A 15,317-nucleotide genomic window follows, 5' to 3' on the forward strand; every position below is an offset into this window, starting at 1 on the left:
CACGGGCCACTCGGTGAAGCGGGGTTGGGCGGATCAAGGCTACACGGGCGAGGCGGCAGCAGAGGCCGCACGGGACAACGGCATCGAGCTGCAGATCGTGAAGCTGCCCGAGGCGAAGAAGGGCTTCGTGCTGCTGCCGCGGCGCTGGGTGGTGGAGCGAAGCTTCGGCTGGCTGGCGAGGTTCCGCAGGCTTTCTCGGGATTATGAGCGGCTGCCCGAAGTGCTCAGCGGACTGCATTTCCTGGTGTTTGCAGTGCTCATGTTGCCCGCCGCCGCGCGGGTGCTGGCCGCAGCGGGAAGTTCATAACACCCTCTAGGCCGGCCGACCGAACACCGTCACCACGTACTCGGCCATTTCCAGCCCCCGCGCCTTCGCGATGGCATGCAGGCGCGCCTCGATCTCCGGGTCGAAGAACTCCTGCACCGACCCGTCCAGCAGGGACACCAGGTGGCCATGGCACTGCTCGTCGTCGCTCAGTTCATAGACGGCCTTGCCGGCCCCCAGCTGGCTCTTCTTCAGCAGGCCGGCCTGCTCGAACTGCGACAGCACGCGGTACACCGTCGCCAGGCCGAGGTCGGTGCCGGCGGCGAGCATCTGCCGGTAAATGTCCTCTGCGGACAGATGCCTCTGCGCGCTGCGTTCGAACAGTTCCAGCACCTGCATCCGGGGCAAAGTGGCCTTGAGCCCGATCTGCTTCAACTTGTCCGTGTGCTGCATGCGCGATTCAACCCGTTTAGACGATGGAAGGCCTCCGCACCCGATCCAGTGACGCCGGGCGCGCAGACTCAAAGATCGATCGTAGCCGAGAACGAGAACGCATCCCATTCCATATATGTCGGGACCGGGCATCCGCTCTGCCTGGGGCCGGTACGCGAGCGCTTTACTCCCCGCGGCGCTGGAATTCCTCCATCGCATCCCGCGGAATGATCGCGCCCTGGTGCTGGATCACCGCTGCGGCCATGCGATTGCCCGCGCGTGCGGACGCCTCGGTGGAGGCCCCCGTGAGCCGCTGTGCGAGGTACGCCCCGGCGAATGAATCGCCCGCGGCGGTGGTGTCCACCACCCGTGCGATGGGGATGGCGGGCACTTCCGCCATCGCCGCCCCATGCCGGACCAGGGTGGGCAGGGCGCCGCGCTTGAGGACCACTTCGGGGACCGGCAGCGCGAGGCTGCGGCGCACGGCCTCTTCGTGCGGAAGGTCTGCGTGCAGGGCCTGTTCGTCGTCGATCGTCACCAGCGCGATGTCGGCCATCGCGTAGGCGGATGCGAAGGCCTCCCGCGCCTGCGCGGCGCTGGCCCAGAGACGCGGGCGGTAGTTGTTGTCGAAGATGACCCGTCCGCCGTGGCGCTTGACCTCGGCCGCCAGCGAGAACAGGCGCTGCCGGCCCTCGGGCGGCAGGATGGCGAGGCTGATGCCGCTGAAATAGAGTGCGTCCAGTTCGCCGGCCGAGGCCTCCAGCGGCGTGGACCCGGCGCCGAAATAGGCGGTGGCGGCGCTGTCCTTGCGCCAGTAGGCGAACTGGCGCTCGCCCTGCGCATCGACGCTGATCATGTACAGGCCGGGGCTGCGGTCGGGCAGGCGGCGCACCAGCCCGGTGTCCAGGCCTTCCGCGTGCCACCGGCTCACCATGCCGTCGCTGAATGCATCGGTGCCCAGGGCGGTGGCGTAGCACACGGCCAGCGCCTCACGGCGGCTCGAGCGGGCCAGGTAGACGGCGGCGTTGAGCGTGTCGCCGCCGAACGACTGCGCCATCGTGCCGAAGGCCTCGCCGCGCAGCTCCAGCATGCATTCGCCGAAGAGGGCGATCTTCATGGGCACCTTCTTCACGGGCGCGGGAGTCCGTCGATGCCGCTGCCGCACAGCACGACCGCGATGCGCTCGTCGTCGCGGCGCTCGAAGCACCTCTGCGTCACCGAGGCGAGGGCGGTGGCCGCGCCGTACTCGATGGCCAGCCCGGTTTCGTTCCAAGCGGCCTCCGCACAGGCTTGCACGTGGGCCTCGTCCACCAGCACGATCTCGTCCACGTAGCGTTCGATGAGGGCGAAGTTCAGCGGCTCGGTGGAGCGGGCTGCGAGGATCGGCACCCGGGTCGATACCTGCTCCAGGGCCACGATCCGCCCCAGCTGGCGGCAGGTGGCGAGCGTGGGGCAGCCGGCGGCCTCGACGCCGATGATGCGCAGCGAGGGGTTGGCCAGCTTGGCGGCTTCCGCCACGCCCGCGATCAGGCCGCCACCGCCGATGGAGACGACCAGGGTTTCAACGTCCGGCCACTCGTCGAGGATTTCCAGCGCCAGCGTGCCCTGTCCCGTGACCACGTCGCGGTCCGCGTAGGGGTGCAGCAGCGCGCCGCCGTCACGGGCGACGGCCTGGCCCGCGGCGTCCCAGCTCTGGTCCCAGAAGTCGCCGTGCACCGTCAGGCGCGCCCCGTACCGCTCGATCCGCTGGCGGGTGAGCGTGGTGCTGGTGTTCATTACGAACACGTTGGCGGGGATGTGCAGCTGCTGCCCCACGTAGGCCACGGCAGCGCCGAAGTTCCCGCCGGAGGCGGTGGCGAGGCCCTGGCCGCGCACGTGTCCGGGAAGGCTGAGCGCACGGTGGAAGGCGCCGCGCGCCTTGAACGATCCGGTCACCTGCAGGTTTTCCGCCTTGAGGCGCAACTGGCCGGCGCCGGCAGGCGTCCAGGGGGCGGCCTGCACCAGCGGCGTGCGCCGCACGTAGGGCGCGATGCGCTGCTGCGCCGCGCGGTAGTCGGCCAGGGTGGCCGGAGGGTGGGCATCGGCCGCTTCGGCGAAGGACGCGCGCTCGGCGTGGGCGTGGATGGCGGGCTTCAATGCTGTGCTCCCGGTGTGGCGTTGCCGGGGAGGTCTTCCACCAGTACGCAGAGGCTGTTGCCCTGCCGCGCGATGCCGAAGGTCCGCTGCGAGTAGAGCACACCGCCCACCGCGAAGCGGATCTCGCGGGGCTCCTCGCCCGGTTCGCTGAGACGGTGCAGGCGGCCCGCGACCTCTCCGGCCTCGACCCGGCGGCCCAGGGCGTGCAGGGGTTCGAACCAGCCGTCCCCGGGGCAGAGCAGGTTGGCCCCGGGCGCCATGCGCACGAGGCGGCTGGGCCCGGCGGCCGGCAGGGGGGCCGCGGCCGGCAGCACGCCGAGGCCGTCGAGCACCCGCGCCACGCATTCGCGCGTGCGCTGCACGCCCGTGGGCGAGATGCTGCCGTTGGCGCCCATTTCGGCGGCGATGGCCGCCAGCCCGAGTGCGGCAGCGGCGCCGCAGCTGGTGCGCGGGTCGCCCATGTTGTCGGTGACGACGGTGTAGCGGGCGCCGAACCAGCGCGCCATGGCCTCGGCCTTCTCGCGCGTTTCGTCGCGCAGGGAGGGCGTGACGACGACCTGGGCGCTTTCCTCGATGAAGAGCGAGCTGCCGCCCGCATGGAGGTCCACGTAGGCGTCGCACTGCGGGAACACCACGTTGTGGATGAAGGCGGCGATCTGTTCGGTGGGCGTGCCGAACGGGTTGCCGGGGAAGACGCGCGCGAGGTTGCGGCCGTCCAGCGGGCTGACGCGCGAGTGTGCGCGCATGGCGGGCGCGTTGGCCGCGGGCATCAGGATCAGGCGGCCGCGCACCTGCGACGGCTGCACGCTGCGGATGAGCTCGTTGATGACGATCGGGCCTTCGTACTCGTCGCCGTGGATGGCCCCCGTGAGGAACACGGTGGGGCCGTCGTGTTCGCCGCGGATCACCGCCAGGGGGATGGTGACGGCGCCCCATGCGTCGTCGTGCGCGGAATAGGGCAGCCAGGCGCTGCCCACCTGCTTGCCGGGGGCCTGCCAGTCGATGTCGGTGAAAAAGGTGGAGGGACGGGGAGTCATGATGTCAGCGGATGTCTTTCTGTTCGTCCTTGAACCACTTCAGGCGCAGCTTCGCGAGCGTGCCGTCCGCCTGCCTGGCGTCGAGGAACCTGTTGATCTCGGCCAGCAGGGCGGGCTCGCGCGGGGACACGGCGATGTAGGCGGGGCTGGTGCGGATCTTCGCCTTCAGCTCGATGCCGCGGGACGGGTTCTCGTCCGCGATCTTCTGGGCGATGAAGTTGTTCTCGGCGAACGCCTGGGCCTGGCCGGCCAGGAAGGCGGACAGCGCGGAGGCGGTGTCTTCCAGGCGCAGGATCCGGGCCTTGGGCAGGGCTTCCGTCAGCGAGAGGTCCGGCGTCGAGCCTTTCGCCACGGCGATCTGCACGTCGGCCAGTTGCTGCAGCTCACCGGCCCTGGGCACCGACGGACCGGCATAGACGCCCAGCACGGTGGCCGCATAGGGCTTGGAGAACGCGACCTGCCTGGCGCGCTCGGGCGAGGAGCCCAGGGCGGCCACCAGCACGTCCACCTTGTTGGAGAGCAGGTAGGGGATGCGGTTGGCGCCGGTCACCTGCTGCAGTTCGAGCTTGGCGCCCAGCGCCTGCGCCAGCTGCTCGGCCAGCTCTACGTCCAGGCCGACGGGCTTGCCGGAGGCGTCGGTGAAGCCCCAGGGCGCGGCGTCGATGGTGACGGCCACGCGCAGGACCTTCTTGCTCTGGATGTCGGCCAGCTTGTCGGCATGGGCCAGGAAGGGGGACAGCGCCAGGACCGCGGCGGCGATCAGGGACTTGCGACGGATGTGCATGGTGGGACTCCTGGAGGGGGATGGGGATATCGGTCGTCGTCTAGTGGACGTTGGCGATGAACTGGCGGAATTCCGGGGTCTGCGGCGCGCCGAACATCGCTTCGGGCGTGCCGCGCTCCCAGATGCGGCCCTGGTTCATGAAGAGGATTTCGGAGGCGACCTTGCGCGCGAAGGCCATCTCGTGGGTGACGACCATCATCGTCATGCCGCTGCGGGCGAGGTCTTCCATGACGCGCAGCACTTCGCCCACCAGTTCGGGGTCCAGCGCGGACGTGGCCTCGTCGAACAGCATCAGTTCCGGGGACATGGCCAGCGCCCGGGCGATCGCCACGCGCTGCTGCTGGCCGCCGGACAGCTGCGACGGCATGGCGTCCAGCTTGTTGCCGAGCCCCACGCGCTCGAGCATGTCCCGGGCCAGTTCGCGGGCCCCGTCCCGGGGAACGCGCTTCGTCAGGATCGGCGCCAGGGTCACGTTGCGGCAGGCCGAAAGGTGCGGGAAGAGGTTGAAGCTCTGGAACACCATGCCGACGCGCTGGCGCAGCGCGGGCAGGTCGGTGCGCGGGGACTGCACGTCCACCCCGCCGACCGCGATGCGGCCCGCGCTGATGGTCTCCAGCCCGTTCACGCAGCGCAGCAGGGTGCTCTTGCCCGAGCCGCTGCGCCCGACCAGGGCGACGATGTCGCCGCGCCGCACTTCCGTGCTCACGCCGCGCAGGACGTGGTTGCTCCCATAGTGCTTTTCCACCGAATCAATGACCACGAGCGACATGCATGCGTCCTTCGAGATAGAGCGCGTAGCGCGCCAGGGGATAACAGACGGCGAAGTAGCACAGGGCCACCGCGCAGAACACGGGAAGGTGCTGGAGCGTCGATCCGCTCACGATCTGTCCGGCGCGCGTCAGCTCGACCAGGCCGACCAGGGCCGCCAGCGAGGTGTTCTTGATGAGCTGCACGAGATAGCCGATGGTGGGCGGCAGCGCGATGCGGGCGGCCTGGGGCCAGATCACGTGGCGCAGCACCTGCAGCCGCCGCAGCCCCACGCAGGCGGCCGACTCCCACTGGCCCTTGGGCACCGCCTCGATGCTGCCGCGCCAGATGTCGCCCAGGAACGCCCCGGCGGACAGCGAGAAGGCGACGACCGCCGCCAGGAACGCATCCACCTGCCATCCCGTCAGCATGGGAACGCCGAAGTACAGCAGGAACAGCAGCCCCAGCAAGGGGATGCCCTGCACCAGTTCGATGTAGGCCCGTGCGAGCGCGCGCAGCCATGCGGCCCGCGCGGTGCGTGCGCTGGCCACCAGCAGGGCGACCACGGAGCCGATCGCGAAGGAGGCCAGGGCCAGCGCCACCGTCCACCGCATCGCGAACAGGATCATCCCGAAGTCGGCCATGGAAAGTCCGCGCATGTCAGGACTCCTTTCCGAACAGGCGGCGCCGTGCGGCGGCGAGCAGCAACCGCAGGGCGACCACGGCGAGGAAGTACAGGCCGCAGATGACCGCATACACCTCGAAGCTGCGGAAGGTGCGCGAGTCCACGAAGCTGCCCGCGTGGAAGATGTCCTCCACGCCGATCTGGGAGATCAGGCTGGTGCCTATCAGGGTCAGCACCATCTGGCTGGCCATGGCCGGGAACACGTTGCGCAGCGCGGGCACCAGCATGATGTGCCAGAGCACTTGCGGCGTGCGCAGCCCCAGCGCGGCGCCCGCTTCGGCGAGTCCCCGGGGCACGGACAGCAGGCCGGAGCGGAAGATTTCCACGAAGTAGGCGCCGGCATAGAGCGACAGCGAAAGCACGCCGGCCACCGGCGCCTCCAGCCGCAGCCCGAGGTGCGGCAGGCCGAAGTAGATGAGGAACAGCTGCACCAGCGCCGGGGTGTTGCGGAAGAACTCCACATAGATGCGCGTCACCGCCCGCAGGGGCCGGCCGCCGTAGGTCAGTGCCAGGGCGCCGCAGAGGCCGAGGGCCACCCCGATACCGATGATGGCGGCGGCGAAGCCCAGGGTGTGGAGCAGGCCCTGCAGGAGCTGTCCCCAGTAGGGCTCCAGCTGGTCGAATTGGAAGACATAGTCCATGGCCGGGACCGCCTGTCACTCGACCTCGAGGATGGCCTCGATTTCCACCGTCTGGTTGCCGGGCAGCGAACCCGCCCCGATGGCCGAGCGCGCGCCCCGGCCCACCGCTTCTCCGAACACCTCGACGAAGAGGTCGGAGCAGCCGTTGATGACCTGGGGGTGCTGCGCGAAGCCCGGCGCACCGTTGACGAACGCCAGCAGCTTGACCACGCTGCGCACCCGGCCCAGGTCGCCCAGCGCATTGCGCGCGACCGCCAGCAGGTTGAGCCCGGTCAGGCGTGCGTGCGCATAGGCCTGGGCGATGCTGACCCCTTCGCCGACCACGCCGGTGTGCAGGTGCCCGCCCGCCTCCAGGGGGCCCTGGCCGGAGAGATAGAGAAACGGCCCTACGCGCCGCGCGGCGACGAAATTGGCCACGGGCTGGGGTGGCGGGGGCAGGTGGATGCCCAGGAAGGCCAGGCGCTCTTCCGGCGATGAAGAAGGGACAATGGTCTGGTTCATGGAAAACTCTAAGCAACAACGATGCCAATTGGTTCTAAAATGGTTGAGATGACGAACCAATTTGCGCTTTATTGTTTCTAGATTAGACCAATTGACCTCGTTTTATATCGGGTGCAACCCGAATTGGCACATAAATGGTTGACCATTCGAGCAAAAAAAGAACCATGTCACCGGCGCCGGACGCAGGAGGGGGCGTGTCGCTGTCGGACATTTCGCCGCGCATCGCGGGGCAGGACAAGGCGGCCGCGACGCGCGTGTACCGGGCCATCCTGCAATCCATCCGCGAGGGCGCCCTCCGGGAGGGCGACAAGCTGCCGGACGAACGCACCATGTCCGTGCGTTTCGAGGCCTCGCGCGGGACGGTGCGGCATGCGCTGGCCATGATGGAGCACCAGGGGCTGGTGGTGCGCAAGGTGGGCAGCGGCACCTATCTGAAGGAAAGCGCGGAGCAGGTGCTCAGCGCCACCGACCTGCCGGTGGCCGCGCACCACGAGAACGTGCCGACCTACGCGGAAATCCTGGAAGGGCGCCTGCTGTTCGAGCCGGCGATGATGGAGCTGTCCGCACGGCGGGCGGATGAGGAGGATTTCGCCCGCATGCGGCAGCAGCTGGCCGTGGTGCGCGAGGCGGAGCGCTGGCTGGCCTTCAAGGAAGGGATCTACGGCGTCCACCTGGCCATCTTCAGGGCGACGCACAACCGCTTCCTGGTCCAGGTCTTCGAGACGGTCATCAACGACCGCCGGGCCGTGGACTACGACGGCCGTACCGGCGTGCACGGGCCCGTGAGCCCGCTGGTGCGGGAGCAGGCGGTGCGCGAACTGAGCGAGATCGTGGAGGCGCTGGTCCGGCGCGACGGCAAGGCCGCCTCGCGCCTGGCCGAGGAGTATTTCACGCGCATCCTGGGATCGCTCAGCCTGTATGGCTGAGCAGGGCCGGACGGGCCCGGCTCGATGAAGGCAGCCCCGGACGTGGGAGCTGCCGCGGCCTACAGGTCGAAGAAAACGGTTTCCTGCGCGCCCTGCATGTGGATGTCGAACCGGTACACCACGCCGCCCTCGCCGGAGTCCGCGCGCTGCGCGATCAGCGTGTGCCGGCGCTCCGCCGGCACGCCGGCCAGGACCGGGTCGGCCGCGTTGGCGGCGGCCTCGTCGCTGAAGTACACGCGCGTGAAGGTGTGCAGCAGCAGGCCGCGCATGGTCACGATCACGTGGATGTGCGGTGCGAGGCCCGGCGCCTCGGGGCCGGGCTTGACGGTGTCGAAGCGGTAGCGGTGGCCGGCATCGGTGCCGGTGCCGCAGCGGCCGAAGGCGCGGAAGCCGCGTTCTGCCGCCTCGGCGACGGTGGCGGGATAGGTGCCGCTGCCGTCGGCCTGGGCGATCTCCACCAACGCGTCGGAGACGGGCACCCCGTCGCCGTCGAGCACGCGCCCTTCGAGGCGGATGCGCTCGCCGCGCGCGCCGTCCAGCGCGAGCACGGTGCCGAAGGGCTGGCCGTGGTCGTAGCCGTACTGCTGCGGCACCAGTCCGTACGCGAAGTAGGGGCCCACGGTCTGGGAGGGCGTCTGCCCGAAGCTGTCTTTCAAACCTTGCATCATGGTCGGTGTCTCCTGCCGCGGGTCAGCCGCGTCCGCTTTCGAACGGCGTCTCTGCCGCGCCGCGCAGCACGATGTCGAAGCGGTAGCTGAGCGCGAAGCCTTCCTCGGTGAGGTCGAGGTCGAAGTCCGAGACGAGGCGGCCGCGGGCGTGCTCCGGGGTGCTGTTGACCATCGGGTCGTATTGCATGAGCGGATCGCCGGGGAAGTACATCTGCGTCACCAGGCGGCTGCCGAAATGCTCTCCGAACAGCGAGAGGTGGATGTGCTGGGGCCGCCACGCGTTGGGATGGTTGCCCCAGGGGTAGGCGCCGGGCTTGATGGTCAGGAAGCGGTAGCGGCCCTCGTCGTCGGTGAGGCAGCGGCCTGCACCCAGGAAGTTGGGGTCCAGCGGCGCATCGTGCTGGTCGTTCTTGTGCACATAGCGGCCGGCGGCATTGGCCTGCCAGATCTCGATCAGGGTGTTGCGCACGGGGCGGCGGCGCTCGTCGAGCACCTGGCCTGCCAGCACCATCCGCTCGCCGATCGGCTGGCCGTTGCGCTGGGCGTTGCGGGTCAGGTCGTGGTCGAGCGCGCCGATGCAGGTGTGGTCGTACACCGGCTGGCGCATGTCGCCCAGCCGCGCCTTGAGCGGCACGAGCGGCCGGGTGGGCCCGCGCTTCGCAGTGGATCGGTAGCCGGGATAGAGGTAGGAGGGATGGCTGGGCCAGTCGCGCGGGGCCAGGGCCGCGGCCGGCGGTGCGCTTGTCTCGTTGGTCATGGTGCGGTGCATCGTGTGGTGGAAACCGGTCCCCACTCTAAGGGGGCGCCGTCCATGCTGTAAATTGAAGAATCGTGTTTCTTCAATAACCGAAGGGAATGGATGGCAGTGCACCTTCTTTCTTCCGCGGATGCCGTGTCCCGCGGGCTGCAGCTGCGGCACCTGCGCTGCCTGGTGGTGGTGGCACAGGAGCGCCATCTGGCGCGCGCGGCGGCGCGCCTGTCGGTGAGCCAGCCGGCGGTGTCCAAGATCCTGACCGAGCTCGAGGCGCTGGCGGGGGAGCCGCTGGTGGAGCGCGCGGCATCGGGCCGGCGCGGCATCCTCGGGCTGACGGCCGCGGGGGAGCGGCTGCTGGTGCATGCGCGGGCGGCACTCGATGCAGTGCAGGCGGGCGCGGCGGCGCTGCGGCCGGCCGGCGCGCCCCGGGCCGAGCGCCTGCGGCTGGGGCTGCTGCCCAGCGCCGCGCGCAGCCTGGTGGCGGACAGCCTCGTGCGCCTGCGCGCGCTGCGCCCGGCGCTGGTGCTGGAAGTGCGCGCGGCCGCCAACGATGCATTGCTCGACGACCTGCGCGCCGGCGCGGTGGACCTGGTGGTGGGCCGCATGAGCGATCCGCAGCACATGGAAGGGCTGACCTTCGAGCTGCTGCGCATCGAGCCGCTGGTGCTGGCGGTGGCGCAGGGGCATGCGCAGGCCGGCCGGCGGCCGGGGCTCGGGACGCTGCGGCAGCTGCCCTGGGTGGTCTATCCGGAAGGGACCGTGCCGCGCCACCACACGGCAGGTCTGTTCTCGGACCGCGGCCTCGCCATGCCCGACGCGCTGCTCGAGACGCTGGACACGGCGCTGGCGCGCAGCCTGGTGCTGGCGTCCGACGCGGTATGGGCCACGCCCCTGGGCGCGGTGGAGGACGACTTGCGCGCCGGCCGGCTGGCGCGGCTGCGCGTGGACACCGGCGGCACCGAAGAGCCCATCGGCGTGCTGCGCCGCCGCGATGCACCGGTGCCGGCCGCGGCCGCGGCGCTGGCGGACCTGCTGCGCCGGTCGCTGGCCGGCACGCGGCGCGCGGCACGGCGCTGAAGCGAGGGGTGTCAGCCCTGCGGCTGCGGCAGCAGGCCCTTCTCGCGCAGGATGCCGGTCGCGATCCCGAAGGCATGGTTGGCGACCGGCACGCCGCAGTAGATGGCCGCCATGAGGATCACTTCCTTGATCTCGTCGGGCGTGAGCCGCGACTCGGGCGGGCCGTCGAGCGCCGCGCGCACGTGCAGCGCGAACTCCTCGTAGGCGTGGATGCCCAGCATCATCGACAGCACCATGAAGCGCCGCGTCCGGTCGCCGAGCGCCGGCCGGCCCCAGATGTCCTGCCAGGCGTGCCGGGTGATGAGTTCCTGGAACTCGGTATTGAACGGCGTGCGGTGGTGCAGCGAGCGGTCCACCCAGGCGTCGCCCAGGATGCGGCGGCGGTTGCGCAGGCCGGCATCGAAATCCTCGGCGCGGGTGGTGGAGGCGGAGTCCGAGTCCGGGGGCGGAAAGGGGGCTTGCGGAGACGTCATGGCGTTGCAGTCAAAAAAGGGGGCGCCGCGGTCAGGCGGCCGTGCCGGAGGGTGCCTCGCGCAGCCGCGCGATCTGTGCGCGCGCCAGCGTGCCGGCATGGGCCGCCAGGGCCGGATCGAACCATTCCGCGGCGGTGGCGGCGGGCAGTTGCGCGCGCAATGCCTCCAGGTTGGCGCGCATGCGGGCGGCATGCACCTCGAGGCCGGGCAGGGCGGATGCGAGCGCGCGGGACGCGCCATGGGCGCACAGCATCAGCTGCGACCATTCGGCCAGTTCGGCCTGCCAGTGGCCGAGCGCCCGCTCGTGCTCCTGCGGCATCGCGCCCAGCAGCGCCGCCACGGCCTGGGGCGCGCGCTGCGCCGCGGCCAGCGCGGTCATGCAGGCCACGGGGTTGCGCTTGTGCGGCATGGCCGAGGACGTGCCGCGGCCCTTGCCCGTGGGTTCGGACACTTCGCCCACCTCGAACTGCGCCATCAGCGACAGGTCCCGCGCGATCTTGCCGAGCGTGCCGACCAGCAGGCCGATGTCGCAGCCCAGCGCCACCCAGGCGTCGCGCAGGGTGTGGCGCGGCGTGGGGGGCGCGGACAGCCCGAGTTCGGCCGCCATGAGGGCGACGATGGCCGCTCCCTGGCCGCGCAGCTCGGCCTGCGTGCCCACGGCGCCGCCCAGTTGCACCGCCAGGGCGGTGGGTGCGGTCTCGCACAGGCGCGCCAGGCAGCGCCCCACGGCATCGGCCCAGAGCACGCATTTCCAGCCGAAGCTGGTGACGGAGGCCGGCTGGCCCAGGGTGCGTGCCAGCAGGGGGGTCTCTGCATGCTGCTCCGCCAGCCGCAGCAGCTCACCCCGGATGGCGTGGGCATCCTGCACGATGGCGTCCAGCACCGGCCGGGTCACCAGGGCCATGGCGGTATCGATGACGTCCTGGCTGGTGCTGCCGACGTGGGTGGCTGCCACAGCCTGCGGGTTGAACAGGCCGATCGCCTCCTTCAGCGCGGCGATCAGCGGTATCGCGAGGCTGCCGGCATGGCCGCTTTCGCGCACGATCTTGGGCACGTCGAACAGGTCCACCCTGCAGGTGTTGGCCACCGTGTCGGCCAGCGCGGGATCGATGAGACCCACGCGCGCCTGCGCGCGCGCGAGCGCGGCCTCGAAGCGCAGCATGGCATCCACGAAGCTGCGGCCGCCAAAGGATTCGATGGCTTCGGGGGTGGAGAGAAAGCCTTCTAGTACGGTCATCCGGGTCCTCGGAGGTGATGGCGGCGCGGCAGCGGCCTTCTATCGCAGGGCATGGGGGTCTGGTGCCTGCATTCTGCGCAATCCCCCATGCCCTTCCGGAAGAAAAATCCTGTAATCGTGCGTTCATCGCGCGAAGATGGACGATCAGCGGACGTTCCGGGTGTTTTTCCGGAGCGCTGCCGGGCACAACCAGGCCGTCGGCGGGCTTTTTTGCGCGCTAGGGTGCGGCCCGGCCGCCTGTTCCGTCGGGCCAGCGCGTCAGCACCTCGAAGCCGTCGTGGGTCGCGGCGACCATGTGCTCCCACTGGGCGGACAGGGACCGGTCCCGCGTGACGACGGTCCAGCCGTCGTCGAGCTGGCGGGTCGCGGCGCGGCTGGCGTTCAGCATGGGTTCGATGGTGAAGACCATGCCCGGCTCCAGCCGCAGGCCCTCTCCGGGGTTGCGATAGTGCAGCGCGTCCGGCGCCTCGCCGAGGGAATGCCATGGCAGACCACGTGGTTGACGGAGGTGAGGATGGTCTTCGGGTAGCCCAGATAGCCGACGTTGGCCGGCACGGTGCCCTGCACGCCGACGATGTGCTCGTGGCAGGGGCGGTCCAGCGCTTCCGTGCTCACGCCCGGCACGACACGCGGGCCGATCATGGCCAGCACCTCCGCGGCAAGCCTGCCGGCTTCGCGCGCCTTGCCGAGGTCCTGCGCGGACTTGAGGGCGATGGTGCGCGCCATCAGCGTGCGCCTTGCGCCATGGCCACGGGGGCTGGGGATGCCCCCGCACCGACGGCGGTGGCGATGTCCAGCCCCCCCGCGAGTTCGGCGCGCACCAGCCATTGGCAGATCTGCCGGTGGTCCAGGTCGGGGTGCAGCTCGCTCAGCATGCCGATGCGCATCCAGTGCTCCGCCTGGGCATTGATGGAGCGGCTCAGCGCGTTGCCGGCGATGCGCAGGTTGTCGTGCATTCGGTCGGAGATCTTGACGATGCCCATGGCCATTCTTTATATGAAACGTATATGAATTGTATTTTTTTCGTAGATTGGTAGGGAGGCGTTGGCCTGAAGTGCACCGCCGCCGACAACATCGCCGCCGTGGTCGTCGAGCCCGTGCAGAGCGAGGGCGGCCAGGTGCCCCGGCGCCGGAATTCCTGCAACTGCTGCGCGGCTCGCTGATCAGTGAGTCCAGCCGGGTTTCGTTCACCATTCGCGCGTAGGAGGTCGCCCCGGCGTGCATCGCACCGGTCACTGTCCGGTGCCAGGTGTGTATCCCCTGCAACTTTCGTAAACCGTGCTGGCCGTGGCGACGGATATCCGCCGCGCGTCCTACAAACGGCCGGGCCGCTGCGGGGCGAAGCTGGCGTCCTTCAACCACGACACAAGGAGATCCATCCATGAACAGGAATCCACAGATGCGCAAGACGCTGCAGTACTGCGCCGGTGCGCTGATTTCGGGCGCGATGCTGATGGGCGCCCCGCTGGCGCAGGCACAGGCGTCGGGCGGTTCGTCCGGCGGCGCCATGGGCGGCAGCACTGCCGATACCCCGTCCCACCGGGCCAGCGGCGCCACCAAGCGCTCCGGCGCCCATAAGGACGAACGCAACTCCGGTGGCACGCATTCCGGCAGCGGTTCCACCAGCGGTTCCGGAAGTTCCGGTACCGGCTCGGGAGGCTCCGGCGGCACGCCGGGCGGCGCTGGCAGCAATGGCTCCGGCGGCTCCGGCTCCGGAGGCTCCAATGGCGGGGGTACCGGCAGCGGCGGTGGCAGCAGCGGCGGTGCCGGAGGTTCCAGCGGCCGTTGACCCTGCCCGCCCCTCCCCGGGCGCGCAGTGGAGCAGGGCAGGGCTACAGGGATTGCGGGATGCCAGCAGGCGCTGTCCTACAAGCCCTGCCCTGCCCGTCCCACCCCCTGCGCCGCTTGCCAGGCGCCCAATGGGAATCTGAAGCCAGAAAAAGGAGGTGCAGCATGTTCGTCGTTCAATGCTCGGCAGGCCCTGCCTCCGATGCCACCGAGGGCGTGCGTGCGCGGCAGATGGGACAGCGCGACGTGCCGCGCTGGCAGGCACAGCTCGGCGACCACGAACCCTGCCCGGACGCCGAGGACATTCCCGACAGCCGCCAGGCCGTGCAATCCCAGTTTTCGGACGAAGGCGTTCCCCGCCACCGGCAGTGGCTGGGTTGAAACCCCGCCTCCCCGGTGCGATTCAGCGGCGCAGCCGGCACGCCGCCCGCACCAGCCGGTCCGCCTGGTCCGGGATGGCCTTGAAGGTGACCGGAGCCTCTCCCTGCCTGAACGTCCGCTCCGTGCTCGCCGCACCGTTCCAACCCGGCTGCGCGTAGAAGCGCATGCGGGTATACCAGGCCTCCCGCTGCGCGCAATCGACCACCGCCAGGCTCTGGTGCCCGCGGTACTGCCCGCCACCGTAGGCCTCGCGCAAGGTGTCCCGGGTGACGCGCACCTCCACGCTGATCAGGTCGCCTTCTAGGTGGGCGATGGACGCCGGGCGGATCTGTATCAGGTCGCGCTCGCTCTGCACCGGATCCCCATACACGGTGAACCACCCGCCATCCGCCGCGGAGGACAGGGAAAGGGAGGCCAGCAGGACGCCGGCGATCAAAAGGTGCATGGATGTGGCAGGAGGTGGTGCGCCATTGTCATCAATTCACGCATCCCCCCCTTTGCGCCATGGGCTTCATGGCCGGCCGAAGAAGGTGCGGGGTGACCACCCGGGCTGCGGAGCACCCCGGACAGCCGCCGGACCGCGAGTGGCCACGGCACCGGCCGAGACCCCGCGGGTCCCAGAATAGCGGCGCCGTTCCGATACGGGCCGTGAAGGCAGGTAAGTTGCTTGTCGGTGTGCGTGGGAAGCCGTGGCCTGCCCGGAGGGACTCGAACCGCCGGCATAGGATAACCAGGAGCACCACAGAGCAATTTCCCCTCTGGGGCGGTGCTCTGCAGAACTCCAT

20 protein-coding genes and 1 pseudogene are annotated in these 15,317 nt (G+C 70.1%); 5 read left to right on the forward strand and 16 right to left on the reverse strand.

What is annotated here, in order from left to right:
* On the forward strand, positions 1-307 hold a 307-nt coding region (locus BLR05_RS09655), incomplete at its 5' end, for a transposase (RefSeq protein WP_143015884.1).
* A 6-nt stretch (positions 308-313) separates the two neighbouring features.
* Here the strand turns inward: BLR05_RS09655 and BLR05_RS09660 are convergent.
* The 9 genes from BLR05_RS09660 to BLR05_RS09700 all read right to left on the reverse strand — a co-directional run bounded on the left by BLR05_RS09660 (position 314) and on the right by BLR05_RS09700 (position 7,228).
* The gene (locus tag BLR05_RS09660; RefSeq protein ID WP_092834114.1) at positions 314-718 is read right to left on the reverse strand and encodes a Fur family transcriptional regulator; all 405 of its coding nucleotides are present in this window, start codon (positions 716-718) and stop codon (positions 314-316) included.
* Positions 719-881: 163 nt separating this feature from the next.
* A complete protein-coding gene (locus BLR05_RS09665; protein WP_092834442.1) occupies positions 882-1,814 on the reverse strand; it encodes a sugar kinase in 933 nt (310 codons plus the stop codon).
* An 11-nt stretch (positions 1,815-1,825) separates the two neighbouring features.
* Positions 1,826-2,833 (reverse strand): threonine ammonia-lyase, encoded by a 1,008-nt coding sequence (locus tag BLR05_RS09670; protein WP_244160073.1) that lies wholly within the window; start codon positions 2,831-2,833, stop codon positions 1,826-1,828.
* A complete protein-coding gene (locus BLR05_RS09675; protein WP_244160074.1) occupies positions 2,830-3,870 on the reverse strand; it encodes a succinylglutamate desuccinylase/aspartoacylase family protein in 1,041 nt (346 codons plus the stop codon). Before BLR05_RS09675 ends, BLR05_RS09670 begins: the two co-directional genes overlap by 4 nt.
* A 4-nt stretch (positions 3,871-3,874) precedes the next feature.
* Entirely contained in the window at positions 3,875-4,654 is a 780-nt protein-coding gene (locus BLR05_RS09680; protein ID WP_092834118.1) for a transporter substrate-binding domain-containing protein, read from the reverse strand.
* Positions 4,655-4,694: 40 nt separating this feature from the next.
* Positions 4,695-5,423, reverse strand: a complete 729-nt coding sequence (locus tag BLR05_RS09685; protein WP_092834120.1) for an amino acid ABC transporter ATP-binding protein — start codon at positions 5,421-5,423, stop codon at positions 4,695-4,697.
* The gene (locus BLR05_RS09690; RefSeq protein ID WP_092834122.1) at positions 5,404-6,060 is read right to left on the reverse strand and encodes an amino acid ABC transporter permease; all 657 of its coding nucleotides are present in this window, start codon (positions 6,058-6,060) and stop codon (positions 5,404-5,406) included. Before BLR05_RS09690 ends, BLR05_RS09685 begins: the two co-directional genes overlap by 20 nt.
* 1 nt (position 6,061) lies before the next feature.
* On the reverse strand, positions 6,062-6,727 hold the full coding sequence (locus tag BLR05_RS09695) for an amino acid ABC transporter permease (protein ID WP_092834124.1): 666 nt from the start codon (positions 6,725-6,727) through the stop codon (positions 6,062-6,064).
* Between the two features lie 15 nt (positions 6,728-6,742).
* A complete protein-coding gene (locus BLR05_RS09700; RefSeq protein WP_092834126.1) occupies positions 6,743-7,228 on the reverse strand; it encodes a RidA family protein in 486 nt (161 codons plus the stop codon).
* Positions 7,229-7,392: 164 nt separating this feature from the next.
* Here BLR05_RS09700 and BLR05_RS09705 point away from each other — a divergent pair, with 164 nt between their 5' ends.
* Complete coding sequence (locus BLR05_RS09705) at positions 7,393-8,154, forward strand: FadR/GntR family transcriptional regulator (protein ID WP_092834128.1); 762 nt, start codon at positions 7,393-7,395, stop codon at positions 8,152-8,154.
* A 59-nt stretch (positions 8,155-8,213) separates the two neighbouring features.
* Here the strand turns inward: BLR05_RS09705 and pcaG are convergent, their stop codons facing one another.
* Both pcaG and pcaH read right to left on the reverse strand, forming a co-directional pair.
* Positions 8,214-8,822 (reverse strand): protocatechuate 3,4-dioxygenase subunit alpha, encoded by a 609-nt coding sequence (gene pcaG / locus BLR05_RS09710; protein ID WP_092834130.1) that lies wholly within the window; start codon positions 8,820-8,822, stop codon positions 8,214-8,216.
* 22 nt (positions 8,823-8,844) lie between these two features.
* The gene (gene pcaH / locus BLR05_RS09715) at positions 8,845-9,579 is read right to left on the reverse strand and encodes a protocatechuate 3,4-dioxygenase subunit beta (protein ID WP_092834446.1); all 735 of its coding nucleotides are present in this window, start codon (positions 9,577-9,579) and stop codon (positions 8,845-8,847) included.
* A gap of 102 nt (positions 9,580-9,681) precedes the next feature.
* Between pcaH and BLR05_RS09720 the strand changes: the two genes are divergently transcribed.
* Positions 9,682-10,653: a LysR substrate-binding domain-containing protein gene (locus tag BLR05_RS09720; protein WP_092834132.1), complete on the forward strand. Its 972-nt coding sequence runs from the start codon at positions 9,682-9,684 to the stop codon at positions 10,651-10,653.
* Positions 10,654-10,664: 11 nt separating this feature from the next.
* Here the strand turns inward: BLR05_RS09720 and BLR05_RS09725 are convergent, their stop codons facing one another.
* The 4 genes and pseudogenes from BLR05_RS09725 to BLR05_RS09740 form a co-directional block, all read right to left on the reverse strand.
* The gene (locus BLR05_RS09725; protein ID WP_092834134.1) at positions 10,665-11,126 is read right to left on the reverse strand and encodes a carboxymuconolactone decarboxylase family protein; all 462 of its coding nucleotides are present in this window, start codon (positions 11,124-11,126) and stop codon (positions 10,665-10,667) included.
* A 31-nt stretch (positions 11,127-11,157) separates the two neighbouring features.
* A complete protein-coding gene (locus BLR05_RS09730; RefSeq protein WP_092834136.1) occupies positions 11,158-12,363 on the reverse strand; it encodes a lyase family protein in 1,206 nt (401 codons plus the stop codon).
* A 217-nt stretch (positions 12,364-12,580) separates the two neighbouring features.
* A pseudogene (locus tag BLR05_RS09735) lies at positions 12,581-13,089 on the reverse strand (M24 family metallopeptidase).
* Positions 13,089-13,346 (reverse strand): ParD-like family protein, encoded by a 258-nt coding sequence (locus BLR05_RS09740; protein WP_092834448.1) that lies wholly within the window; start codon positions 13,344-13,346, stop codon positions 13,089-13,091. Before BLR05_RS09740 ends, BLR05_RS09735 begins: the two are co-directional and overlap by 1 nt.
* Before the next feature lie 398 nt (positions 13,347-13,744).
* On the opposite strand from BLR05_RS09740, the gene BLR05_RS09745 reads away from it, so the two are divergent.
* On the forward strand, positions 13,745-14,152 hold the full coding sequence (locus BLR05_RS09745; protein ID WP_143015885.1) for a hypothetical protein: 408 nt from the start codon (positions 13,745-13,747) through the stop codon (positions 14,150-14,152).
* A gap of 164 nt (positions 14,153-14,316) precedes the next feature.
* Positions 14,317-14,532 (forward strand): hypothetical protein, encoded by a 216-nt coding sequence (locus BLR05_RS09750; RefSeq protein ID WP_092834140.1) that lies wholly within the window; start codon positions 14,317-14,319, stop codon positions 14,530-14,532.
* Positions 14,533-14,554: 22 nt separating this feature from the next.
* Here the strand turns inward: BLR05_RS09750 and BLR05_RS09755 are convergent, their stop codons facing one another.
* The gene (locus tag BLR05_RS09755; protein WP_092834142.1) at positions 14,555-14,977 is read right to left on the reverse strand and encodes a surface-adhesin E family protein; all 423 of its coding nucleotides are present in this window, start codon (positions 14,975-14,977) and stop codon (positions 14,555-14,557) included.
* Positions 14,978-15,317: the final 340 nt, after the last annotated feature.

Source organism: Paracidovorax cattleyae (assembly GCF_900104515.1).
In the GTDB taxonomy this organism is placed as follows: Bacteria; Pseudomonadota; Gammaproteobacteria; order Burkholderiales; family Burkholderiaceae_C; genus Paracidovorax; species Paracidovorax cattleyae.